This is a genomic window from Mesorhizobium sp. M0898, assembly GCF_040319695.1.
Taxonomy (GTDB): domain Bacteria; phylum Pseudomonadota; class Alphaproteobacteria; order Rhizobiales; family Rhizobiaceae; genus Mesorhizobium.
The window spans coordinates 1-23,205 of the sequence record NZ_JAMYOE010000010.1; the positions used below are offsets into that span (position 1 = coordinate 1).

Annotated in this window: 21 protein-coding genes and 1 riboswitch; of the genes, 15 read left to right on the plus strand and 6 right to left on the minus strand. The window is 59.6% G+C overall.

Annotated elements, in window-relative coordinates; translation table 11 throughout:
• Both NKH90_RS13660 and NKH90_RS13665 read right to left on the minus strand, forming a co-directional pair.
• A partial coding sequence (locus tag NKH90_RS13660) for an ABC transporter permease (RefSeq protein ID WP_502898836.1) occupies window positions 1-455 on the minus strand: 455 nt, incomplete at its 3' end.
• A gap of 361 nt (window positions 456-816) precedes the next feature.
• Window positions 817-1,134, minus strand: coding sequence for an inositol monophosphatase family protein (locus NKH90_RS13665; protein WP_502898838.1), 318 nt, complete (start codon window positions 1,132-1,134; stop codon window positions 817-819).
• Between the two features lie 70 nt (window positions 1,135-1,204).
• Between NKH90_RS13665 and NKH90_RS13670 the strand changes: the two genes are divergently transcribed.
• The 11 genes from NKH90_RS13670 to NKH90_RS13720 all read left to right on the plus strand — a co-directional run bounded on the left by NKH90_RS13670 (window position 1,205) and on the right by NKH90_RS13720 (window position 13,750).
• Window positions 1,205-2,611, plus strand: coding sequence for a polysaccharide biosynthesis/export family protein (locus tag NKH90_RS13670; protein ID WP_352771504.1), 1,407 nt, complete (start codon window positions 1,205-1,207; stop codon window positions 2,609-2,611).
• Between the two features lie 452 nt (window positions 2,612-3,063).
• Window positions 3,064-4,272, plus strand: a complete 1,209-nt coding sequence (locus NKH90_RS13675) for a glycosyltransferase family 2 protein (protein WP_352771506.1) — start codon at window positions 3,064-3,066, stop codon at window positions 4,270-4,272.
• The gene (locus NKH90_RS13680) at window positions 4,269-5,240 is read left to right on the plus strand and encodes an NAD-dependent epimerase/dehydratase family protein (RefSeq protein WP_352771508.1); all 972 of its coding nucleotides are present in this window, start codon (window positions 4,269-4,271) and stop codon (window positions 5,238-5,240) included. The genes NKH90_RS13675 and NKH90_RS13680 overlap by 4 nt, the downstream gene beginning before the upstream one ends.
• Before the next feature lie 59 nt (window positions 5,241-5,299).
• Window positions 5,300-6,226, plus strand: coding sequence for a glycosyltransferase family 2 protein (locus tag NKH90_RS13685; protein WP_352819773.1), 927 nt, complete (start codon window positions 5,300-5,302; stop codon window positions 6,224-6,226).
• Entirely contained in the window at window positions 6,223-7,215 is a 993-nt protein-coding gene (locus NKH90_RS13690) for a glycosyltransferase family 2 protein (protein WP_352819775.1), read from the plus strand. The genes NKH90_RS13685 and NKH90_RS13690 overlap by 4 nt, the downstream gene beginning before the upstream one ends.
• Entirely contained in the window at window positions 7,199-8,299 is a 1,101-nt protein-coding gene (locus NKH90_RS13695; protein WP_352771514.1) for a Gfo/Idh/MocA family protein, read from the plus strand. Before NKH90_RS13690 ends, NKH90_RS13695 begins: the two co-directional genes overlap by 17 nt.
• Window positions 8,296-9,393: an NAD-dependent epimerase/dehydratase family protein gene (locus NKH90_RS13700; protein WP_352819777.1), complete on the plus strand. Its 1,098-nt coding sequence runs from the start codon at window positions 8,296-8,298 to the stop codon at window positions 9,391-9,393. The genes NKH90_RS13695 and NKH90_RS13700 overlap by 4 nt, the downstream gene beginning before the upstream one ends.
• Entirely contained in the window at window positions 9,390-10,952 is a 1,563-nt protein-coding gene (locus NKH90_RS13705) for a glycosyltransferase (RefSeq protein ID WP_352771518.1), read from the plus strand. Before NKH90_RS13700 ends, NKH90_RS13705 begins: the two co-directional genes overlap by 4 nt.
• A gap of 8 nt (window positions 10,953-10,960) precedes the next feature.
• A complete protein-coding gene (locus NKH90_RS13710; RefSeq protein ID WP_352819779.1) occupies window positions 10,961-11,950 on the plus strand; it encodes a polysaccharide deacetylase family protein in 990 nt (329 codons plus the stop codon).
• Entirely contained in the window at window positions 11,943-12,821 is an 879-nt protein-coding gene (locus NKH90_RS13715) for a glycosyltransferase family 2 protein (RefSeq protein ID WP_352771522.1), read from the plus strand. Before NKH90_RS13710 ends, NKH90_RS13715 begins: the two co-directional genes overlap by 8 nt.
• Window positions 12,818-13,750: a glycosyltransferase gene (locus tag NKH90_RS13720; protein ID WP_352819781.1), complete on the plus strand. Its 933-nt coding sequence runs from the start codon at window positions 12,818-12,820 to the stop codon at window positions 13,748-13,750. Before NKH90_RS13715 ends, NKH90_RS13720 begins: the two co-directional genes overlap by 4 nt.
• 9 nt (window positions 13,751-13,759) lie before the next feature.
• Here NKH90_RS13720 and NKH90_RS13725 read toward each other — a convergent pair whose 3' ends face one another.
• The 4 genes from NKH90_RS13725 to NKH90_RS13740 form a co-directional block, all read right to left on the minus strand.
• Window positions 13,760-14,860, minus strand: coding sequence for an ABC transporter ATP-binding protein (locus NKH90_RS13725; RefSeq protein ID WP_352819783.1), 1,101 nt, complete (start codon window positions 14,858-14,860; stop codon window positions 13,760-13,762).
• A 135-nt stretch (window positions 14,861-14,995) separates the two neighbouring features.
• Complete coding sequence (locus NKH90_RS13730) at window positions 14,996-15,799, minus strand: ABC transporter permease (protein WP_352771528.1); 804 nt, start codon at window positions 15,797-15,799, stop codon at window positions 14,996-14,998.
• A 636-nt stretch (window positions 15,800-16,435) separates the two neighbouring features.
• Window positions 16,436-16,666 (minus strand): type IV toxin-antitoxin system AbiEi family antitoxin domain-containing protein, encoded by a 231-nt coding sequence (locus tag NKH90_RS13735; protein WP_352771530.1) that lies wholly within the window; start codon window positions 16,664-16,666, stop codon window positions 16,436-16,438.
• Window positions 16,667-16,756: 90 nt separating this feature from the next.
• On the minus strand, window positions 16,757-17,125 hold the full coding sequence (locus NKH90_RS13740) for a YybH family protein (protein WP_502898837.1): 369 nt from the start codon (window positions 17,123-17,125) through the stop codon (window positions 16,757-16,759).
• A 1,132-nt stretch (window positions 17,126-18,257) separates the two neighbouring features.
• On the opposite strand from NKH90_RS13740, the gene NKH90_RS13745 reads away from it, so the two are divergent.
• The 4 genes from NKH90_RS13745 (at window position 18,258) to thiS (ending at window position 23,204) form a co-directional block, all read left to right on the plus strand.
• Window positions 18,258-19,802, plus strand: coding sequence for a Fic family protein (locus tag NKH90_RS13745; protein ID WP_352470527.1), 1,545 nt, complete (start codon window positions 18,258-18,260; stop codon window positions 19,800-19,802).
• Between the two features lie 181 nt (window positions 19,803-19,983).
• A riboswitch (TPP riboswitch) is annotated at window positions 19,984-20,100 on the plus strand.
• 104 nt (window positions 20,101-20,204) lie between these two features.
• Window positions 20,205-22,040 carry a phosphomethylpyrimidine synthase ThiC gene (gene thiC, locus NKH90_RS13750; RefSeq protein ID WP_352819789.1) on the plus strand — a complete coding sequence of 612 codons (1,836 nt, stop codon included), beginning with the start codon at window positions 20,205-20,207 and terminating at the stop codon, window positions 22,038-22,040.
• Window positions 22,037-23,038, plus strand: a complete 1,002-nt coding sequence (gene thiO, locus NKH90_RS13755; protein ID WP_352470529.1) for a glycine oxidase ThiO — start codon at window positions 22,037-22,039, stop codon at window positions 23,036-23,038. Before thiC ends, thiO begins: the two co-directional genes overlap by 4 nt.
• Window positions 23,007-23,204, plus strand: coding sequence for a sulfur carrier protein ThiS (gene thiS / locus NKH90_RS13760; protein ID WP_352819792.1), 198 nt, complete (start codon window positions 23,007-23,009; stop codon window positions 23,202-23,204). Before thiO ends, thiS begins: the two co-directional genes overlap by 32 nt.
• Window position 23,205: the final 1 nt, after the last annotated feature.

Below are 23,205 nucleotides of genomic sequence, written 5' to 3' on the forward strand. Positions count from 1 at the left end.
ATGCCGAGCGGCGTATACGCGACCTTGATGCCGAGCGGCGTCAGCAGGCTTCCGATCCAGCCATTCGGTGCGTAAAGCGTGGTCAGCGCGATGCCGGCAACCGCCGTCGGCAGCGCGAAGGGCAGGTCGACCATGGCATCGACGATACGGCGGCCTGGAAAGCTGTAGCGCACCAGCACCCACGCGACGATCGTGCCGAAGACGACGTTGACGGCGGCGGCAATGAAGGCGGTGCCGAAGCTGATTTCAAGCGCGTTGATGGTGCGGCGGTTGGTGACGATCGCCCAGAAGTCGGTCCAGCCGAGCGCCGCCGAGCGCCAGATCAGCCCGGACAGGGGAATGAGGATGATGAGGGTAAGGTAGGCAAGCGAGAAGCCGAGCGTCAATCCGAAACCCGGAATGACGCTCGGCTGCCTGAATCGCCACCGCGCGGCGACGGCGCGAGCGATCGTCATGATACCCTGTTGCCCATTGGGTCAGCTCGCAGATCTGGTCGAAGATGCCTTCCTCACCCATTTGATAGCGCCGGACGTGTGGCACTTGGCTGAAAAGCGCGGTTCATCGGTCGATGTAGCCGTGATGCCCGAGATAGTTGATAACCTGTTCGGCCAGCTCCTCCGACGCGCTCACCCCTGCCGCCACCACAATTTCCGGCGACTCTGGCTCTTCATCCATTCGTGGCCACCATATCGTGCAGCATCTCACGCTTTCCCTCTTCACAATCCTCCGTCGACAGAACGAGGCGTGCTTTTCATCCGCGGTGTGCTCGTGGAGCAATCGGGGACTACACCGAGCCTCTGAGCCCAATTTTTCCGACTAGAATTCTGCGTCGCCGTGAGCGACAAGATTTGCAAAATCGACATCTGATCGTTGGCGCCCCCTTGTTGTAGGTCTCTCGAGATTAAGGACGATGCCACCAGCAACTCGAAGGACTGCGTCGCCAGCCGCCGTGTCCCACTCCATGGTTCTGCCTGGCCGGAGATAGGTGTCCGTCTCGCCTGCCGCTACACGCCAGAGCTTCAGCGATGGCCCTGAGGGAACGGCGCTAAGCATACAGTCCATTATGTCGATCCCGTCCAACTCTTCCGCCTGTGCGACTTTTGTACCGAGCTTTATCTGGGATAAATGAGGCATATCAGCGTCACTCGCTGTGACCGCGGACACAGTGAACTCGATATTTTCATGGCAGGTTGGAGCAGCTGAGATGCTGCTCGATCCGCAACTGCTCGATCCATTAAATGCGTTGCGACAAGGGGCTGAATTGGTTGGTTATGTGTATGACTGTCAGCCGTTCGAACACACGAGAGCGCGAATGTTGAATAGATCGGTGTGCTGGCGAGCAGGCAGCTGCGCCGCGCTCGCATGCTTGTTACTCTTGTTCGTCTACGCGAATCTGTCGAATGGCCCTGCCCTAGCACAGGAGTACAACGTTGACGAGTACCGCCTGCAGACTGGCGACGTGATCGGCTTCGCGGTCATAGGCTATCCCGAGATGCAAAAGCGAGCTGTGATCGACCGGAGCGGTATAATTGTGTTGCCGGTCTTGGGCCCCTTAAAGGTTCGCCAGAAGACAATAGAGGATGTTCGCAAGGAGGTAATCGAGGTCCTAAAACCGAAGTCCCTTCCGCAACGATCCGCTGACGGCACTGAGAATTGGACGGGGTTCTATCCAGATCAGATTATAGTTGATATTGAGGAATACCGACCGGTCTATATCGACGGGGACATTGCCTCTCCTGGGACTCAGGCCTTCCGACCAGGAATGGCTGTCCGACAAGCTGTGGCCGCTGGCGGCGGTTATAAGCTCGGTCGCGGCGAGGTTGAAAACCCTGAGCTGACAGTAGCCGACCTTGGCGGCCGCCTCTACGTTTTGCGCATCAAGTATCAGGAAAGCCAAATCAAGGCTGCTCGAATAGAGGCGCAGCTGAGCGGCGCCAGGGCGATCGAGGTTCCGGACGCAGAACGTGACCCGAGCCTCGAACCCCGTCGCGACGAAGCTTTGCGGCAGGAACAGAAGCATCTTGAAGCTCTCTATGTGGATCAGGAGAAGGAGCGCGCTTCAATCAAGTTGGCCACGACCAAGGCGGCGGAACGGATGGGCTACCTGAAGGAGCAGCAGAAGGCGGATCAAGCTGGCGCGGCAGCGGATGCGGCTGAACTTGATCGCCTCAAGAAGCTCTTCGAAAAAGGTCTGATCCAGATCACAATGATCAACGATGCTCAACGCGCAGTGCTCTTGTCAGCGACCCGCGCTTTGCAAACCAACGCTGAGATCTCTCGACTTGAACGCGACCAAGGGGAATTGCAGCGCAGCCTTGAGAAGCTTACCGACCAGGGTCGAATTAACCTGTTGGCTGACTTGCAGACTGAAAGCGCGGCGATGATGGAAATGCGGGCTGAGATGGATTCATTGGCCAAACAAATCGCCTACGTGAGGCAGCTGCGCAGCGACCTTTTGGCCGAAGGGGGCCGCCGGGTTATGATGGGTATAACCCGTTCCAATGACGGAAAGGCAACGACGATCGAGGCGACTGAAGATACTCTGCTCGCTCCGGGTGACACCATCACAATTACGCTACAGGCCCCACCGGGAGCGGCGATCGCGAACTAACTGATTAAATGGCGTTCATCCAAACTGAGGACGAAGCCCGCAAGCTGCTGCCGGCGCCGGAGCACTTGAAGTGGACGACGGCCCGGGACTTGGTTCCGCCTTTTTACGCGGAGATAGAGCCACCGCCGTCGCTATATCGGTTTCAGCTCCTTGGCGCGAATAGTAGTTTCGGCTAATATATGCGTGAACGACTGATCCCAGCAACTCTGTGCCTAGGTTGCGGCGGATAGCAGCAGACGAAGAATGCTGAAAAGCAAAGAGATTCAGTGGGTTTTTGCGGACGCCTGCACACACCAACGGAGAAGGGTTTAGATGACACTCTGTCCGTCAATCTCTCGTCAGGTCTTTGCGAACTTCAGGCTGCCTGATTGTCTTGTTGATATCTCGTCCAAAAATCATTTCTGGCCAATATGGGCGCGATCGCAATTCTCTTCCTTCCGGCGCGACTAGGGATGGCGGATTTGCCGGGCAATTCACAGCACTCTGCCCACACGCTCGTGGCGGTTATTATCCCTGCCTGCAACGCAGAGCCATTCATCGAGCGTACCTTGGCGTCCGTGCTCGCCCAAACGCATAAAAATATGGAAATAATAGTCGTTGACGATGGTTCGACCGACGCAACAGCATCGATCGTTCGACGACTGGCTGATGGCGACCGGCGCATCAATTTGCTCCAACAGAAGAATGGTGGCGTCGCGTCGGCGCGGAATGCGGGGGTGCGGGCAAGCAAAGGCATCTTTATAGCGCCTGTAGACGCCGATGATCTCTGGCACCCGACCAAGCTCGAAAAGCAGCTGCGTGTTTTCGCTGCGGCTGGCAATGATCTAGGGCTTGTCTACACACTTTACCGGACGATTGATGCCGATGATATGGTGATCATCACGCCGAAGCAGACGCACCCAAATGGATGGGTGTTCATGCAGCATCTCGGAAAAAATTTCATCGGCAACGGCAGTTCGGTGATGTTTCGGCGCGATGTTCTCTTCGAAATGGGTGGCTACTCCTCGCGACTGCGCGAGAGCGGTGCAGAGGGTTGCGAGGACTTCTTCATCCAACAGAGCATTGCCTCCAAATACCGTTTCGGCGTCGTTGAGGAGCATCTTGTCGGATACCGCCGAACGCCAGGGAATATGTCGGCAGATTTCGTGCGAATGCTCATCTCGCGTCGGATGGTGCTCGAGAGCGTACTTGCCCGCTGCACAGAGGCGGTGAAGCCGGTCCTGCTGGATGCGATCTTCCGCACCGATGTCGAGATTGCCAAGCTTGGGCTGATGACGCGCCGATTTGCTGCTGTCGCCAGGAACTGCACCAAAATGCTCTGGCGATCACCTGTGCAGTTCGCGAAACTCGTTGCCGCATTTGCGGCCATTTTCCTGCGCAAGGTGAAGCGAGCACTCCCCCAACCGGAAAGCGAGGACCGCAGCTCAGGGGAAAACGGCTCTGAGATCGGAGGAAATTTTTGGAACTACTCTATTCATGAGTTTGCGGATTCCGCCGAGAAAGCCGACTACCGCGTGGTGCTCAGCAATCTTGCTATAATGGACGAGAAGCTTGGACCAAGCGGAGCCTATTTGACGCGGCTTCCCGAAGAAGGGACGCTTGCAATGCCCAGCGAGGACACGAATTCGGACAGCCTATGTCCCCTTCGAGACATGAGATGAAAAAGCTGTTGCTGGCTGGAGGAGCAGGATTCATCGGGTCGCACCTGGTCGACCGGCTTCTCAAAAGAAACGATTTGGACATGCTGGTTGTGGTCGACAGCCTATGGACCGGCAGAGCAGAAAACATTGGTCATATCCGAGATCAACGCCTAGTGCTGGTCCGCTCCGAGGTGGAGCATTTCAAATCCGATTTCCAATTCGACGAGATCTTTCATCTTGCCTCGCCCGCGTCGCCGCCGGTCTATATGCGGGAGCCCGAGCGCACCGTCTCAGCAAATCTAATTGGCGCTATGCGGCTCTTGAAGCTGCTCAAAAAGGATGGGCGAATCTGCTTTGCGTCGTCCTCGGAGGTTTATGGAAATCCGTTGGTCAACCCGCTGCCCGAGACGTATCGGGGGTCAGTGGACTGTACGGGCCCGCGCTCTTCCTACGACGAAGGCAAGCGCTGCACCGAGGCGCTCCTCTTCGAAAGCAACCGTGTCCGCGGCGTCGATGTGCGGGTTGCCAGGCTCTTTAACGTCTACGGCCCGCGCACCCGAGCCGATGATGGGCGTGCTGTTTCCAACTTTATCGCCAATGCGTTGGCCGGCAAGCCGATCGTCGTCCATGGTGATGGTCTCCAAACCCGCAGCTGGGGTTATGTCGACGATATTGTCGATGGGCTCGAACGGCTGTTCTGGCTGGAGAACGTCAATCATGTGGGAGCAGTCAACGTAGGAAACGACCGGGAAATTTCGGTGCTTGAGATCGCGCAGTATGTTGCGGGCCTCATTCCCGGAACGACCATCGTTCATGGTGAGCCGGTGCCCCAGGATCCGACCAACCGGCGTCCTGACCTGACCCTATGCCGAAGAATCCTGCCGGGGTGGTCGTGCAAAGTGCCCTATGAAGAGGGTCTCGTACGCACATTGCGCTGGTTTGAGGCCAATGGTGGAATTGCGGAAATGAGGGCAGCTCACGCGATCTAGAGCCAGCAATGATCGGCATGATCTGAGATAGGCGGGCGGCATGCACTGTGGAGCGGAAGGTGAATGAGTCAACGGTTCGCGTGACCGTCCTTATTGTCACTTACAATCACGCACGCTACGTGGCGGCTGCAATCGACAGCGCTCTCATGCAAGAGGCCGATTTCGGTGTCGAGATATTGATCAGTGAAGACTTTTCGACCGACGGAACCCGGAAGATTGTCGAGGGATATGTTTCCAACCATCCTGAAAGGCTGTCGGCGATATATTCCGGCAGTAATGTGAGATCGAACGAAGTCGTCGCGAGAGGACTCCGGATGGCGCGTGGGCGCTACGTCTCAATCCTCGATGGCGACGACCTGTGGACATCCACGACTAAGCTGAAAGATCAGGCGGCCCATCTCGACGCGCACCCGGAACTCTCCGCAATATTCTATAATGCAGTCGTGGCGGATGGCGATGAGTTCACATCGACGCGGTGGACGCGGGCGGACCAGAAACCCATCGTGACGCAAAGGGATATCTGGGAAGGCAATCCTTTCGCAACTTGCGCTGGCATGATGCGAACCGCGTGCGTTCGAAATGTGCCGTGGTGGTATGCTGATTTCTTTCCGATTACTGACTGGCCGCTGTATGTGCTTTGCGCAAGGACAGCAGATCTCGCTTTTGTCGATGAGGTAGCAGGTGTCTACCGTCTGCATCCGGGCGGACTTATATCGGCATTGCCAAACCGACCCAAGCTGGATGCGATCGAAGGATTCTACCGGCGCATGGCGCAGGTCATGGACACGCAGGGGGCAAATTCTGCCCGCGGCGGCTGCTCCCGCTACTTCTATGAATGGTCAATGCGGTATCTGGTAGAAGGCGATTTGCCATCGGCCAGATCGTGCTTCCTGCGGAGCCTTCGCAGCGGTGGTACCGACGTGGCCAAACGCGACATTGTCAGGTTGGGGCTGCACCTGCTGAAGTCCTCGGTGCACCAGAGATGACGGCGGTCCGTGACTTCGAGTATCGCGATCCGATCTCGCCGTTGCCACGGGAGGCTGCTCGCCCGAAATGGTCAGTGATGATTCCCGCCTATAACTGCGCCTGCTTTCTTGCCGCAACGCTGGAAAGTGTGCTGGCGCAGGACCCCGGCCCGGCTCAAATGCAAATCGAGGTGGTTGACGACTGTTCCTCCGATGATCCGCAAAGGGTCTTGAATGAAATCGGTGGGAACCGCGTTGGCTTTTTCCACCAGCCGCAAAATCTGGGACATATCGGCAACTTTCATACCTGCCTGGATCGTGCCCAGGGCGAACTCGTACATCTCCTGCACGGCGACGACGCCGTTCGGCCCGGCTTCTACGAATTGCTCGGACGAGGCTTCGATGCGGACCCGAGTACAGGCGCGGCATTCTGCCGGGCGATCTTCATGGATGCCCAGGGACAGGAGCTGTCGATCCCGCCTGTAATGCAGTCAAGCCCCGGACGGCTCGAGAATGCGGCGGTTCGACTGGCGCTGGAACAGCACATCATGACGCCATCAATCGTGGTGCGCCGCGAGGTCTACGAAGAACTCGGCGCCTTCGACCGGCGGCTCAAATGCAGTGAAGACTGGGAGATGTGGGTCCGCATAGCTTCTCAATTTCCTGTCTGGTACGAACCGCGGGCCCTTGCACTTTATCGGATGCACCCCCAATCGAACACAGGGCGCCATATCAGAAGTGCCGAGGACATGGCCTACACGCGAATGGCGATCGATATTTTCAAGAGCTATCTTCCAACCGAGCTTGCGGACGATGTCGCCGCGTCGGCCCGGCGGACCTATGCGCTAAGCGCTCTCGAAACTGCGCGGCGACTGTTCGGCGCCGGCGATTGGGCTGGATGCCTGGCGCAGATGAGCGAAGCGTTCCGCTTCGATCCCTCACTCAAGACATTTGGTCGTATGCTGCGGCTCGTTGCAAGACAGGGAGGCAGGATTGTCCATTCTAGTTGAAACCGAGCAGCGGCCTGCAGGACTCCGGGAAGATGAACCGGTCCGGCTCGTTTTGGCCGGATGTGGAGCCGTCACAAGGCTCTACTATGCGGAAGCGCTTTCACGCCTTCAAAGCAGAGGCCAAGTTACAGTCGCGGGGATATTCGATCCAGATGCGAAGCAGGCCGCACTCGTTCAGGCGCGACTGCCCTCAGCCAAGGTTGCGGCCAGTTTCGACGGCCTTTTGGCTATGGACGCTGATATTGCGATCATTGCTTCGCCACCTGGATATCACGCTGATCAGTCGACACAGGCGTTGGAAGCCGGGATGCATGTTCTGTGCGAAAAGCCGATGGCCACGAGCAGCTCCGAGGCGGCTCGTATCCTTGCGGCAGCGGCAGCCAACAATCTTCATGTGGCAACAGGGCTCGTCAGAAGGCAGTTCCCTGCGACGCGGTCGATAAAGGCCATGCTGGAGGGCGGAATGATCGGACGGTTACGAAGCGTCAGTTGTTTCGAGGGCGGCTCCTTCCAGTGGCCGGTGGCTTCGATGAGCTATTTCAGCTTCGCGGAGTCCGGTGGTGGTGTGCTTCAGGATATCGGCACGCATTGCCTTGACCTCCTGACCTGGTGGTTTGGAGAACCCGACGAAATCCACTACGCCGATGACGCAATGGGCGGCGTCGAGGCGAACTGCCTTGTCCGGCTGCGTTTTGGCGGCTTCGACGCGACGGTCAGGTTGAGCCGGGATTGGGCTCGCCCGAATCTGTACCGCCTTGAGGGCGAACGTGGCTCGATTTCCTGGACAGTCAATGAGACCGAGACCGTGGAGGTCGCCTTGAATGGAAGTCGCACGACAGGCTGCGTTTCCTTCACCAATGCCGACGGCCGGTCGCGCGATTTTGTCGATGCATTTTGCGATCAGATTTCGGGCTTGGTGGATGCGGTCCGAAATGGGGCCCCCCTTTCCGTGCCGGCCAGTGTTGGGCGCAATGTGGTCGATCTGGTCGAAGGATGCTATGCCAGACGGAAACTGATGGAGATGCCGTGGCTCGGTCCGGAAGAATTGCTCCATGTCGCTGCTTCCGCCGGGACCAGACAATGACCGGCCCTGTTGCAGTGCTTGGCGCCAACGGTTTCATAGGTTGCCGCACCGTGGAGTTGCTGCAACTTTCCGGCTGGGCGAATGTGAGGCCGATCGTTCGCAGGCCGGATGCTTTCGCCAGTCTGGGTCGCTTTGCGATTGACGCAATGGTGGCGGATGCGCGTGATATTCAGGCTCTTACCGCTGCCTTTACGGGCTGTCAGTACGTCGTACATGCAGTTGCCGGTGACGCCCGCACGATCGTCGATGCTATCGAGCCCGTCTATCGTGCAGCCGCCGCTGCCGGCGTGCTTCGTCTGATCTATCTCAGCAGCGCTTCCGTTCATGGCCAATCGCCCCCGCCCGGGACGGACGAAACGAGCGCGCTGCATGACGATCAGACGATCGAGTACAACAATGCGAAGATTCATGCCGAACGCCGTCTCGGACAACTGTCACGCGACGGCGCGGTGCAGGTAGTGGTGCTGCGGCCCGGAATTGTCTTTGGCCCACGCTCCAGTTGGACCGGTGGTTTCGCTGACGAGCTCATTGACGGTTCCGCCTACCTGGTGGATGGCGGTCGTGGTATCTGCAACAGCGCCTATGTCGACAATGTCATTCACGCGATCAAGCTCGCCATCGAAGTGCCCGAGGCCTCTGGGCGAACGTATCTGATCGGAGACCGGGAAGAGATCAGTTGGGCAGATCTTTGCCGACCGATCGCCGAGGCACTGGGGTTCGACCTGGCCGCGATTTCGGCTTCAGCGCCATTGTCATTTGCTCCGAGATGGAAACAAGGACTGAAGGAAAGCCAGGGATATCGGCGGCTTGTCCGAAGCCTGCCACAGCCTGTTCGCAGCGGACTGAAGGCAGGCTATGCCGAGTGGCGGAGGGCAGGACGCAATGCGACCGGTGCGACTACGGCCCCAACGGTCATGGTATCGGAGGAGCGTGCACTTTTGCACCAGTGCCATACGAAACTTCCATGGCGCAAGGCCGAGCGTGAGCTCGGGTACCAGCCGGCTGTCAGCTTCGAGGAAGCATGTCGGCGATCTGTCGGCTGGTTGACCTTTGCCGGCTACCCGACCTGCCGAAACGGAGCGGGTGAGAGATGACCACCCGCCCCGCTGCATCCAGCGTTTCAGTTGTCATCACGACCTACAATCATGCGCGGTTCCTTGCCGAAGCGATCGACAGCGTCCGCAACCAGACCCGTAAGCCGGATGAGATCATCATTGTGGACGATGGGTCGTCGGACAATCCCGAAACTGTTGTTCGTCGATATGACGACGTCCACTACATCCGCCAAAAAAACCAGGGTTTGGCCGCTGCCCGTAACACCGGGATGACGGCAGCGCGCGGCGAATTCATTGCCTTCCTGGATGCTGACGACAGGCTGCGCCCGGTGGCGCTGGCCACCAATCTTGCCTTGTTTCACGACAATCCCGATTGCGCGTTGGTCTACGGTGCCTTCCGCGACATCGACGAGGCCGGTGCAGTCAGGAATACTGTACCACTGAGGTCGGTGGGCGAGGACCCGTATGCATGCTTCCTGACCGACAACTTGATTGGAATGCATGCGACGGTGCTCTATCGCCGCGGGACGTTGGAAGCGGCCGGCGGATTTGACCGGTCACTGCGGGCGTGCGAGGACTACGACGTCTACCTTCGCCTATCTCGGGCGAACAAGGTGGCCTGCATTCCGGAATACCTGGCAGATTACCGTCGGCACGCAACGAATATGTCGAACAGCAATCCGATGATGTTGCGCGCGGCGCTGAAGGTCCTTCGCCGGCAGCGGGACGTCGCGCAGACCAATCCGGATTGGGCGGCCGCCTACCGTCAGGGTGTCGAAAAATGGAAGTGCTATTATACGGACAAGCAACTGGGACAGCTTGGTACAGCGCTTCGGTTCCGCTCTTCACTCGTCGGTCAACTCAGCAGCACGATCGCCGTTTCGCTTGCGGCGCCGTTGCAGACCGCTGTGATGCTCCGGCATCGTCTCAGGCGCCGGTCAAGTCGGCACCGCTCGAGCGCCCGGTTCGGTGACCTCGAGCGTACTGTACCCTTCAGCACGGAGTTCGGTTTTGATCGCGGCAAGCCATTGGACCGCCGCTATGTCGAGACTTTCCTCGCGTCCTGTTCGTTGAACATATCCGGCAGGGTCCTGGAGATCGGCGACAACGCCTATACGTTGCGGTTCGGAGGCAGTCGGGTTACCGCAAGCGATGTTCTGAACCGTTATAACGGCCACCCGTTGACAACCTTCGTGGGTGATCTGGCGAATAGCGACGATCTGCCGTCCGAGACCTTCGATTGTATCGTACTCACCCAGACCCTGCACCTTCTTTTCGATCTACCTGCTGCAGTCGCAACCCTGTGGCGGATCCTGAAGCCGGGAGGCGTACTCCTGATTACAGTGCCTTGGGTCAGCCCGATTGACAGGGGAGAATGGGGCGAGAGCTGGTTCTGGTCGATAACTCCGGCTGCCCTAACGCGACTTCTGGCGTACAGGTTCGGGGCGAAGAACGTCGAAGTCAGTCACTATGGAAACGCGTATTCTGCTACGGCCTTCCTCTACGGCCTGGCGGAACATGAGCTGAATTCGGCATTACTTGATGTGCACGACCCCTATTGTCCGGTAATAGTCGCGGCGCGGGCTTTCAGGCGATGAGCGGCGCCGTGACAGCGCGTCAAACTGTCAGCAAATTGCTGCGACGGGGGCGTCTGCTTGCCGGTTTCGGTCGACCTATCGTGCTGATGTATCACCGCGTCGCAGAACCGTTCGTCGATCCTTGGGAACTCGCGGTTTCGCCGCAAAATTTCGCACGCCAGATCGAACTTCTTACGAAAGCGCGGGACATTGTTCCCCTGCAATGGCTGGCGCAACGGCTTGGCGAGAGACGGTCACCGAGAAATGCGGTGGCAATCACCTTTGACGACGGCTACGCGGATGTCCTCCAAAACGCCGTGCCGATCATGCGGCGTATGAACTGTCCTGCGACTGTCTTCGTCACCACCCATGCGATCACCGATCCCTCAGTGTTCTGGTGGGACATTCTATCCCGCATCATTTTGGAGATGCCTGCTCTCCCCAACACTCTGGAGATCGAGATCGCTGGCCGAAACTATGACTGGCGCGTTTGGGAGGACGCAATGCCGGCGGACTCCAATAACGCGATCAACCGCACGACGCTCCATTTCGACTTGCACGCACTGCTGAAGCCGTTGAGTGCACACGAACGCCAGAAGGCCCTGGAGCGGCTGGCAAGATGGGCAGGAACCGACGCCAGTCCCCGAGGGCGCGATCGCGCCATGACGCATTCGGAGCTGCGGCAGCTTGCCGACACCGATGGCATTTCGATCGGCGCCCACACCTGTACGCACCCATCCTTGCCGCTACTGAAACGGGACGATCTTGAACGCGAGATTTCAGGCAGCCGCCAAAAATGCGAGGAGATTACAGCACGGCGGGTGGTGGGATTCGCATACCCGTTTGGAGATTTCGATGGCAACACCGCCAACGCCGTAAGGTCTGCCGGCATGGACTATGCAGTAACTACGCTGCCGCGTGAAGCTGGGCCTCGCGTCGACCCTTTCCGATTGCCCCGCGTTACGGTCGCCGATTGGGGTGAAGCTGACTTTCGGCGCATGGTGCTATGCCATGGCTGACAATTCAGGCGGACAGCCGCGTGTCACGGCAATTATAGTCGTGTTCAATGGTGAGAGTTATCTCCGGGAAGCTGTTGACAGCATTGTAGGTCAAAGCTTCACCGACTGGGAACTCTTCATTGTCGACGATGGCTCGACTGACCAGTCGTCCGCCATCATACGCGGTTATGAGCAGCGGCTGCCGGGCAAGGTGCGACTATTGTCTCACCATGACAATGGCAATCACGGTATCAGCGCCTCGCGCAACCGTGGACTGACGGAAGCGCACGGCGCCTATGTCGCATTTCTCGACGCAGACGATGCATGGCTGCCCGAAAAGCTTTCCGACCAGGTCTCTATTATGGAAAGCGATCCGGCGCTTGGCATGATCTATGGGCGGACTCTGATCTGGCATAGCTGGCAAGAGGCTGCTGACCGCGCGGACTTCTACTACCCGCTCGGCGTCGAACCAGACACCCGATACGAGCCGCCTGTGCTGTTTGAGCTGCTGCTTCAGAACGAGGCCCAGACGCCGACAACTTGCAACGCCCTGATGCGTTCAAGCTTATTCGCAACGCTTGGGGGGTTCGAGAACAGCTTTCCCCTGATGTTCGAGGACCAGACGTTCTTTGCCAAGGCGCTCGCATTCGCGCCCGCCTACGTGTCCGGCCGGACCTGGGCAAAATACCGCCAGCATTCGGAAAGTTGCTCTGTTGCCTGCTCTGATGCAGGCACTGACGAGGCCGCGCGTATCACGTTTCTCAAATGGCTTAATCGCACAATGGCGGATAAGGGCGCCTCTTTCCGCATTCGTTCAGCAATCTGGAAAGCGCTTGCGCGCGAGCGCCGTAAGGTGCTCAAGCGAAGTATCAAAGGATGGCTTCGGCGATGACTTCCCTGCCGCGAGTGACGATCATAACCCCCTTCCTCAATGCGGAGGCAACTCTGGGCGAAGCGATCGCCAGCGTCCAAGCCCAGACAGTTGCGGACTGGGAGCTTTTGCTGGTCGACGATGGCTCGACGGATGACAGTGTCAGGATCGCCAATGATGTTGCAGCGGCCGATCCTCGGATCAAGGTGCTGAACAGGCCTCCCGGATCCAAGCGTGGCGCGGCGGCAGCGAGAAACGCCGGAATAGAGGCCGGCAGCGGCGATTTGCTTGCCTTCCTGGACGCAGATGATCTGTACGAACCGCATATGCTCCGGACGGTTCTGGCGGCAGCCGATGCCAACCCGGAAGCCGCAATGATCTTCGGGCCGACAACATGGTGGTATCCAGACGGTGAGCGCCCCGATTGGGTCGAGCCGACGGACGGGCTTGCCGGCCGTTTGCACCAGCCCCCGCGGCTTCTGAGGCGACTTCTGCTGATACAGAACGGGCACGTTCCGTGTACCTGTTCGGTGCTCTTGCGGAAGAGCGCGATCAGCACGGTCGGCGGCTTTGAGCGCTTCGATCTCTATGAAGACCAGGCTCTATGGGCGAAGCTATTCCTGCGTTTTCCCGTCTTTGTCACGCCTGTAACTCTGGCACGCTATCGGCAGCATTCCGGTTCGACGTCGGCGGCGGCTGAGCGAGGGGTCTACGACCGCATGGGGAAATACCCTGCCCGCGCTGCATTCCTCGACTGGGTCGCGCAACATTTGCAGGAAAGTGGACTGCGAGGCTTCCACGTCCGATGGACGCTGCGGCTGGCGCGTGCGCCCTACGTCGCGCCGCCGACGATCGGAAGCAGGGCCGACCGGCTTATCCTGAAGATCATGATGTGGACAGCAAAGCAACGGCGCCGGATTCGGCGGAAACTCGTGCGTGCTTCAGTTTGAAAACAGGCGTCAACGCCTGGTCACCCATCGATGCGGGAAGCTGACACTGCCGAAGCCGGGTTGGGCGGTAACCGGTCGGTTGTCGAGCAAGCCGGGCATGACATCGAACACGGCGGCGGTCTCGACGTGGTCTTCGACCACACTGTCGTCCGCCACTAGCGCCACATCAATCCTGTAACGCCCTGGTCTCAGCATAAGGCTCTCTACATGCACCGTATAGACTTCGCCCTGACGATCATGCTCGGAGTGCTCCTTCGTGTCGAATGACGTCACAGGATCGCCGAGGTCGTCAATAATGGTAATGAGGCATTGTGCAAGTTCGCGCGGCCCATCGACCTGAAGCCGAAAATCCGCCGGCTGCCCCGACGCGACGGGACCCGTTTTGTTGAAAACCTCGATGCCGACGACGCGCAGGCGGCCTCGCCCGGTGCGCGTCGTTCGTGTACTCAGATCCGTGCTCGCTCGCGCTTCCAGTGTCTGCAGATAATTCCGGACCAGGTCGCCCGTCGGGCCGTCGGCCAGGATCGTCCCGCCGTCGATAAGAATTGCGCGGTTGCAAAGCCGCTGCAGAACCGACATCTGGTGGCTAACGATCAGCACTGTGCGGCCCGTTTCGGCAACGCTTTCGGCCTTGGCAATGCATTTCTTTTGGAATGCGGCGTCGCCAACGGCCAATATCTCATCGATCACCAGAATATCGGGATCGACATGCGCGGCAATCGCGAAGGCCAAGCGTAAGTACATGCCGCTTGAGTAACGCTTGACGGGCGTGTCGAGAAACGGCTCGACGCCGGAGAAATCGACGATTTCATCGAGCTTGGATCTGATCTCGGCGCGCCGCATGCCGAGTATCGCTCCGTTGAGATAGATGTTCTCGCGGCCGGTCAGCTCCGCATGGAACCCCGTGCCGACCTCCAGCAAAGCTCCCAGCCGTCCGCGTATCGTCGCGCGACCGGAAGTCGGCTCCACAATCTGCGCCAATATCTTGAGAATGGTGCTCTTTCCCGCGCCGTTAGGTCCGATCACGGCAAGGACTTCGCCTGCGCGCACCTGGAAGGAGACGTTCCTCAGGGCCCAGAATTGATCGTCTCCACCGTTGCGCCGACCCAAATCGGGCTTCCTGCGAAGGATTCGCCTTGCGCCGCTGGCCAGCGCGTCCCGCAAGGTAGGGAAGCTATTGTTCGCCACCCCCAGTCTGTAGGCCTTGCAGAGATTGCTGGCTTCAATCACTGTGTCGGTCATTGCTCAGATCAGGTCCGGAAACGCGCGTTCGGACTTTGAGAAAATAGCTAGTCCGGCAACGAGGAGGCCCAGCGAGGAGAGAGTCGATATCGAGATCATGACCCAATCGGCGGGCGTGCCCAGTACGCTCCAGCGCACGGCTTCGACTATCCCCACCATAGGGTTCAGGCTGTAGAGCGGCCGCCAAAAGTGCGGCACGAGATTGCCCGGATAGACAACCGGAGTCATGAATAGAACTATCTGAAGGCTGAACGGCACGAGATATCCCACATCGCGAAAGCGGACATTGATCGCAGATAGTGCCACTCCCAGCCCCATCGCCGATGCAGCCATGATGAGCACGAACAGTGGCAGGAAGAACACCTGCGGCGCCGGCCAGATTCCGAACGCCAGCAGCGCCGCGAACAAAAGAGTGAGGCCGACGATCATATCGGTCAGGCATGTGGCCATAGCGGACATGGGAATGATCAGACGCGGAAAATAGACGCGCTTCACAAGTTCCTGGTTGCTGACAAGGCTGCCCGTCATGCTGCCAACCGCTCGCGAAAAAAAATTCCACGGCACGAGCCCACACAGGACAAACAGCGGGTATGGCGCTCCGTTTGATGAGATGCCCACGAGTCGGCCAAACAAGACGCTGAAGACCGACATGGCAACGAGCGGCTGCAACATTGCCCAGAGCACACCCAGATAAGTCTGGCGGTATTTGACCTTGAAATCGCGCCAGGCCAGGAAGAACACAACTTCCCGATATCGCCAAAGTTCGGAAAGGTCGATCAGCCGCCGCTTGCGGGACGGATCGATCACTGTCTCAACAGCTAAAGGTTGCGGGTCAGTCCGTACCGACACTATGATGGCGTCCGCCCTCCCTTGACGCCCCATTGAGGCCTACATTTCCGCGCAGTGCAATCAGGACTTTCTCCGAAGTTATTCTCGGGGAACACTCGAATGCCTGGACTACTGTTTCAGCCTACGCCAGCCGGCTCTGCGAGAACAGCCACCGCGGTGATTCCGGATCAGAAACAGGAGCCTAAGACCCCTGCGCCGTAATTGCCGAGACAAAACGCCCAGCGCCACGCGTCGACCCCAAATGGCTGAAGCAGCGCAGGCCAGCGGACGATGAAGATTGTAGCAGTGGCGCCAAGGGCGGCGGTGGTGTTGACGAGAAGGATCCGCATGCCACGGCGTCTGGGCGGCAGGATTTCTGTCAGGTAGGAAATGACCAGAGGTCGAAGGCCCCAAGAGCGATGCCCGAAATGCCGCCGGCACAAACGATTAGCACCAGGAGGTGTAATCTCGTCAAGTCAGGCCGAGGTTTGGTGCAGCCCGCGCCATGGTCGAACGCACACAAGATCGCTTTGGCATCTCACAACCGGCGGGGTGCCGCCGCCACCTCATGGCTCGTCTCGCCCGCTTCAAGGCGCGCCCATTCGTATCATGTCATCAAGCCGCGTTGGGGGATGCCGCACGGTAGCGGCCGTAGCCCACCTTCGCGAGCAAGCCTTCCTCGCACATGCGGGCTAGGTAGCAGCGAGGAACGCCGATCTCGGTCAGGTCTTTTGTCCGGACTTCGCCCCTCTCAAGAGCGAGCGAGACGGCACGTTCCCTCAATGTCGGCTTCGGACCGCCGGCAAGCCGGATCCGCTCGGCGCGGTCACGATCACGCTTCCGCATCCTGTCAGAGAGCTCTGGCGTAGTTTTGAGGGAGATCGGCAGCACATAGTTCGCAGTTTCGTTCAGCCCGGGGAGCCATGTCGGTACGAATTACGACAGGCTGCCGCTTGCCGCAATCGCCGCGCCCTCCAGGAAGACCTTCGGCGCGTAGGCGTCGAGATTCCCGCTCCCTTCCACTTCCAGCGCCTTCAGGGTGAGATTCTTCATCCCGGCCTTGATTGCGCCCTGCCAGAATTCTTCCACGCCCTTGCGGTCATCGACGCGTTTGCCGTCGGGTGGCAGCAGGGCGGCATCGTCGGTATACATTTGACCTACCGCTGCTGCGTTTCCGCTGTTGAAGGCGTCCATGAATTTTACCAACGCCGCTTCGATGTCCTCACGAGCCGAGTGGGCGGCCGCAGACAATGCAGACGAAAGAAGCAGCACAGCAGCAAATGCAAATGACTGAACCAGTCTCATTTCGTCCTCCCTTGCGTGCCCGACATGCCCACCCGATGAATAGCGCCGACCCAAGGGCGCCGCGGCGCGTTCGATGGCCAGGCGCGTATTTTATTAGATTTATCTGATATGACGGCGCAACCGCAACTGCGACCCTCGGAATGACCAGCGTAGCAGCTGCCGGAGAACTTCAAAGCGGCGGCTACCGCCTCACTGCCCTCCTCGTCTCGACGAAAGAGTTCGTTCGAATGATGCTTTTCCGTGGCTTTGCTCGCAAGTTTTCGTCAGCCAGCACAGGGCCTCCTCTTACGGTCGCTGGTCGTCAAGGCCCAGCGGCCACTAGCTGACAGTCCCCCCCGTAGCCAAGCCGCTGGGCCCCTCGACGTGGGGAACGAGCATTGGAGACGATGTCGCGCTTTCCGTTACAGCCCGAAGGCGGGTGACAGATGACCGCGTCAGCCTCTCCACTCCGAGCTACGATTTCACGCATTCGATCAGGCACAGCTCTCTCGGGCACCAAGCATGAGTCAGCTCCCGAATGAGCAGGTGCCGCCCAGTTCAGCTTCGGCCCTTGCGCGCGCAAAGTATTGGGCGAGATCGATCGGCAGTCCGATCGGCAAATTGGGGCAGCGATGGCGAGAATGAATGCCAGGAACTTCCCTTCGGTGCCGCTTCGTCGATCTGTTTGCCGAGAAGACGCGCGCTGCGTGCCGCCCCCCATACCGCAGAGAACTCACTTCAGGTCACACACACACGACGCCACCGAGATCCTGCATCACTTTTCTACTCCGACGCCGCCACGTCACCAAGATCAGTCGCGAGCGTGATCGCGGCTATCAAATCGGGATCGCGCACCGGAGCGCTCTATGAGTGAGCCCCGAACGGCGCGCTCGAGCAATCCGGCTCGACGTAAGGCGGGCCATCCGTGCCGGCCTCGTGACTAAGACGGGCGAATGGCGGTTCCTGGACTCACCTTTTTGGTCTGAAGTCGCTTCCTTGAGCCGGTGGCGGAGTTCTTGCTTGATCGACCTCAGCACTGTTTTAGAATCGGTTTTCGGAAAATTTGTCTTGTGGCATCAATTTTCATGGGGTAGGATCATTTTTCATAGGTTTTGCCGACTAAACCAAAATTCAATGGAAGGATTCGCGTTTCATGCCTGCGGTGCAACAGCACCAATTTTCAGGTCCTGTTACCGTTTTTCAGGAAATCCGCCTTCCTGAAACGGCGACCCCGGCCGGGTACAGCGCCCTGATCGGAGCCTACAGGCTCGCCGCGCCCTTGCCCCGTAGGTTGTTCGCCACTGGCGAGCATCATCGCATTACCGAACGGGATGGCTGGCGGATCATGACCCCCCGCCATGCCCCAAATCCTACCCTCGAAGGCCACCTGACCTTTGCGCTCAAGTACGAGGGACTGGACCTTGCCGTCCTCAAGCGGCTGTTCCAAGTGACCGGTCCCGCGCCGATCGAGGCGCTGGTCCGTGAAAGCCCGACCGGCAGTTATGCCCGCCGCATCTGGTTTTTATATGAATGGCTGAGGGACGCGCGTATCGATCTGCCGGACGCGGAGGCCGGACGATACATTCCGGTTGTCGATCCCGAGCTGCAGTGGCCCGGACCCGACAAGACCGCTTCGCGCTATCGCGTAAGGGACAATCTCCCCGGCACGCGTGAGTTCTGCCCTCTGGTGTTCCGCACCAAGATTCTCGAAAAATTCATCGGCCTTGAACTACCGCGGCGCGCGGAGGCAATCGTAGCGGACGTGCCGCGCGACCTCCTTGCTCGGACCGCCGCCTTTCTTTTGCTCAAAGACTCGCGATCAAGCTATGCGATCGAGGGCGAGCACCCGCCGCAAGATCGCATCCAGCGCTGGGGCCGCGCCATCGGCGAAGCCGGCCGCTGGCCGATCGATCGCGATGAGCTGCTGCGTCTGCAAAGAATTGTACTTGGTGACGCTCGTTTCGTAAGACTTGGCTTCCGAAAAGAAGGAGGTTTCGTCGGTGAGCATGATCGAGACAACGGTACGCCCTTGCCCGATCACATCAGCGCTCGGCCCGAGGACCTGCCGCGGCTAATCGATGGAATGGCGGCGTTCGATCAGGGCCCCGCGCAAAAGCTTGATGCAGTCGTAGCCGCCGCAATCCTCGCCTTCGGCTTTGTCTATATTCACCCGTTCGAGGACGGAAACGGCCGCATTCACCGCTACCTAATCCACCACGTCCTTGCCATGCGCGGCTTCAATCCGCCGGGAGTGGTCTTTCCCGTCTCGGCCGCGATCCTGGACCAGATCAACGAGTACAGGGGCGTGCTCGAGAGCTATTCGCAGCGCCTTCTGCCGTTGGTGGAATGGGAACCGACGCCGCAATTCAACGTCCGGGTGCTGAATGACACCGGTGATTTCTACCGGTTCTTCGATGCAACCCCGCACGCCGAATTCCTCTATGCTTGCGTTCAGCGGACGATCGAACGGGACCTTCCCGAGGAAACCGCATTTCTGCAGCGCTACGATCAGTTCCGGCAGCAGGTGGACGCCTTTATCGACATGCCCGAGCGGTTGACCGATCTGCTCTTCCGTTTTCTTCACCAGAATGATGGCCATCTATCGAACCGCGCGCGCGAGAAGGAATTCGCCGCGCTGACCAGTGACGAGGCAGGAAGAATCGAGGCGATCTACGCGCAAACCTTTGGTGCCCATTGAAGGTGTGATCATCAGGATCGATTTTAGTCCGACGGTTTGCGATTCCCTTGTCCCTGCCTTCATCTCCGACGCTTGACTTGTCGCCGAGACATGCACGATTTTTTCCGCACGGTCTGACCGGCCGCCGATCAGCCGCGGCCAGAACGCGCTTGACAAACCGGAGCGGTCCCGTCCAACCTCACGCATTCACCAGGGGAGTCCCGGCAAGGGGCTGAGATACTGCTGGCTTTCGCGGCGCAGTGACCCGTTGAACCTGATCCAGTTCATACTGGCGTAGGGACGGTGCAAGCGCTTTGCGGGAGTTTACGCCCGAGGTCCTGTTTCGGCAGGTCGACAGAAGCGTCTTTTCATCCTTCCGGCACAGAACTGGGTCTCCAATGCAACGAGCAAAGGAGCCTCAAGATGAATGCCCTCACCCCCGCCGTCTCGACGGGACCGCTGCCTGCCTCACGCAAAATCCACAAATCCGGTACCATCCACCCGCAGCTCAGGGTGCCGATGCGCGAAATCTCCGTCCATCCGACGGCAGGCGAGCCGCCGGTGACCGCTTACGATCCGTCCGGCCCCTATACCGACCCGACTGTCGAAACCAGCATCGAAAACGGCCTTGCACGGCTTCGCCATGAATGGGTCACCGCGCGCGGCGATGTCGAAGCCTATGACGGCCGCCACGTCCGGCCAGAAGACAATGGGTTTGCGGCAGGCGAGCGCCTAACACCGGAATTTCCAGTCCGCAACCGGCCACTCCGGGCCCAGACCGGCAAGGCGGTGACACAGCTTGCCTATGCGCGCGCTGGCATCATCACGCCCGAAATGGAGTTCGTCGCCATCCGCGAGAACCTTGGTCGCGAGATCCTGCACGGCAAGCTTGAGCGCGACGGCGAGGCCTTTGGCGCGGCGATCCCCGACTTCGTCACGCCTGAATTCGTCCGCCACGAGGTGGCGCGCGGACGCGCGATCATTCCCGCCAACATCAATCATCCCGAGAGCGAACCGATGATCATCGGCCGCAATTTCCTGGTCAAGATCAACGCCAATATCGGTAACTCCGCCGTCACATCGTCGATGGCTGAAGAGGTCGAAAAGATGGTGTGGGCGATCCGCTGGGGCGCCGATACGGTGATGGACCTGTCGACCGGCCGCAACATCCACAACATCCGCGAATGGATCGTGCGCAACTCGCCGGTGCCGATCGGCACGGTGCCGCTCTACCAGGCGCTCGAAAAGGTTGGTGGCATCGCCGAGGACCTGACCTGGGAGGTCTACCGCGACACGTTGATCGAGCAGGCCGAGCAAGGCGTTGACTATTTCACCATCCACGCCGGCGTGCGGCTGCATTACATCCCGCTGACCGTTGACCGGGTCACGGGTATCGTCTCGCGCGGTGGCTCGATCATGGCAAAATGGTGCCTGCACCATCACCGGGAAAGCTTCCTCTACGAGCACTTTGCGGAGATCTGCGACATCTGCCGCGCTTATGACGTCTCCTTCTCGCTCGGCGACGGCCTTCGTCCCGGCTCGATCGCCGATGCCAACGACGCGGCGCAATTCGCCGAGCTGGAAACGCTCGGCGAGCTGACGCAGATCGCCTGGGCGAAAGATTGCCAGGTGATGATCGAGGGGCCCGGCCACGTGCCGATGCACAAGATCAAGGCGAACATGGACAAGCAGCTCGCCGTCTGTGGCGAGGCGCCGTTCTATACGCTTGGACCGCTGACGACCGACATCGCGCCGGGCTACGACCACATCACTTCCGGCATCGGCGCGGCGATGATCGGCTGGTTCGGAACGGCCATGCTCTGCTACGTCACGCCCAAGGAGCATCTCGGCCTTCCCGACCGCGATGACGTCAAGACCGGCGTGATCACCTACAAGATCGCAGCGCACGCGGCCGACCTGGCGAAGGGCCACCCGGCGGCGAAAGTCAGGGATGACGCCCTTTCCCGCGCGCGCTTCGAGTTCCGCTGGGAGGACCAGTTCAACCTGTCGCTCGACCCCGAAACCGCACGGTCCTTCCACGACCAGACCTTGCCCAAGGAGGCGCACAAGCTGGCACATTTCTGCTCGATGTGCGGACCGAAATTCTGCTCGATGCGTATCTCTCACGACATCCGCGCCGAGGCACAGAAAGAGGGCATGGCGGCGATGGCGGCGAAATACCGCGAGGGCGGCGATCTCTACGTGCCAGCGGACGAGACCGTCGCACCGCTCACGCCTCAGCCAGGTAACCCGTCATGAAGGTGCTGATAAAGGGGGCCGGCGTCGCCGGCCTCACCGCCGCCTTCGAACTCGCCGCCCGCGGCGCGACGGTCACGGTCGCCGAGATCCGGCATGGCCTTGGAGGCAATGCGTCGTGGTTCGCCGGCGGCATGCTGGCGCCATGGTGCGAGCGTGAAAGCGCCGAGCAGCCGGTGCTGGACCTTGGACGTGACGCTGCCGACTGGTGGGATGCGGTGCTGCCGGGTCAGGTGACACGGGGCGGAACACTTGTCGTGGCCGCCCCGCGTGATGCCGGCGAGCTCGACCGCCTCGCCAGCCGCACGTCGGGCCATCGGCGTGTCGACGAAGACGAAATTGCGCTCCTGGAGCCCGACTTAGCCGGCCGCTTTCGCCGCGGGTTGCTCTTTCCCGATGAGGGCCATCTCGATCCGCGCCAGGCGATGGCAGCACTTCATGACAAGCTCGCAGCCATGGGTGTCAAATTCCACTTCGGCACCGACGCCCGGCATGTTTCCGGTTTCGATCGTCAGATCGATTGCACGGGAATGGCAGCCGCCGATGACAGGCTTCGCGGCGTTCGCGGCGAAATGCTGATCCTAAACACGCCAGACTTCTCGCTGTCGCGCCCGGTCCGGTTGCTGCATCCGCGCTTTCCGCTCTATGCGGTACCGCGTGCCGACGCCCAGTTCATGATCGGTGCGACGATGATTGAAAGCCGGTCCGCCAGACCGGTCACGGCGCGCTCCATGATGGAGCTTCTGGGTACCGCCTATGCCCTCCATCCTGCCTTTGGCGAGGCCGAGATCGTTGAAACCGGTGTCGGCGTCCGTCCAGCCTTTCCCGACAATCTGCCGCGCGTCGAAATGAGCGGAGACACCGTCGCGATCAACGGGCTCTATCGCCATGGCTTTCTTCTCGCCCCCGCCATGGCGCGCCTGGCGGGCGAAATTGTCTTCAATCACGACAAACCCGTGGAGCTTGCTCATGAAACTGATGGTCAACGGCAAAGTGCATGAGGTTGCCGCCACCACGCTGGCCGAGCTGCTTGCCGCGCTTGACTATGAGGGCGATTGGCTTGCGACCGCCGTCAACAACGACCTCGTGTACAAAGCCAGCCGGGCGGAATTCCAATTGAACGACGGCGACCGGATCGAAATCCTCTCGCCCATGCAGGGAGGCTAGC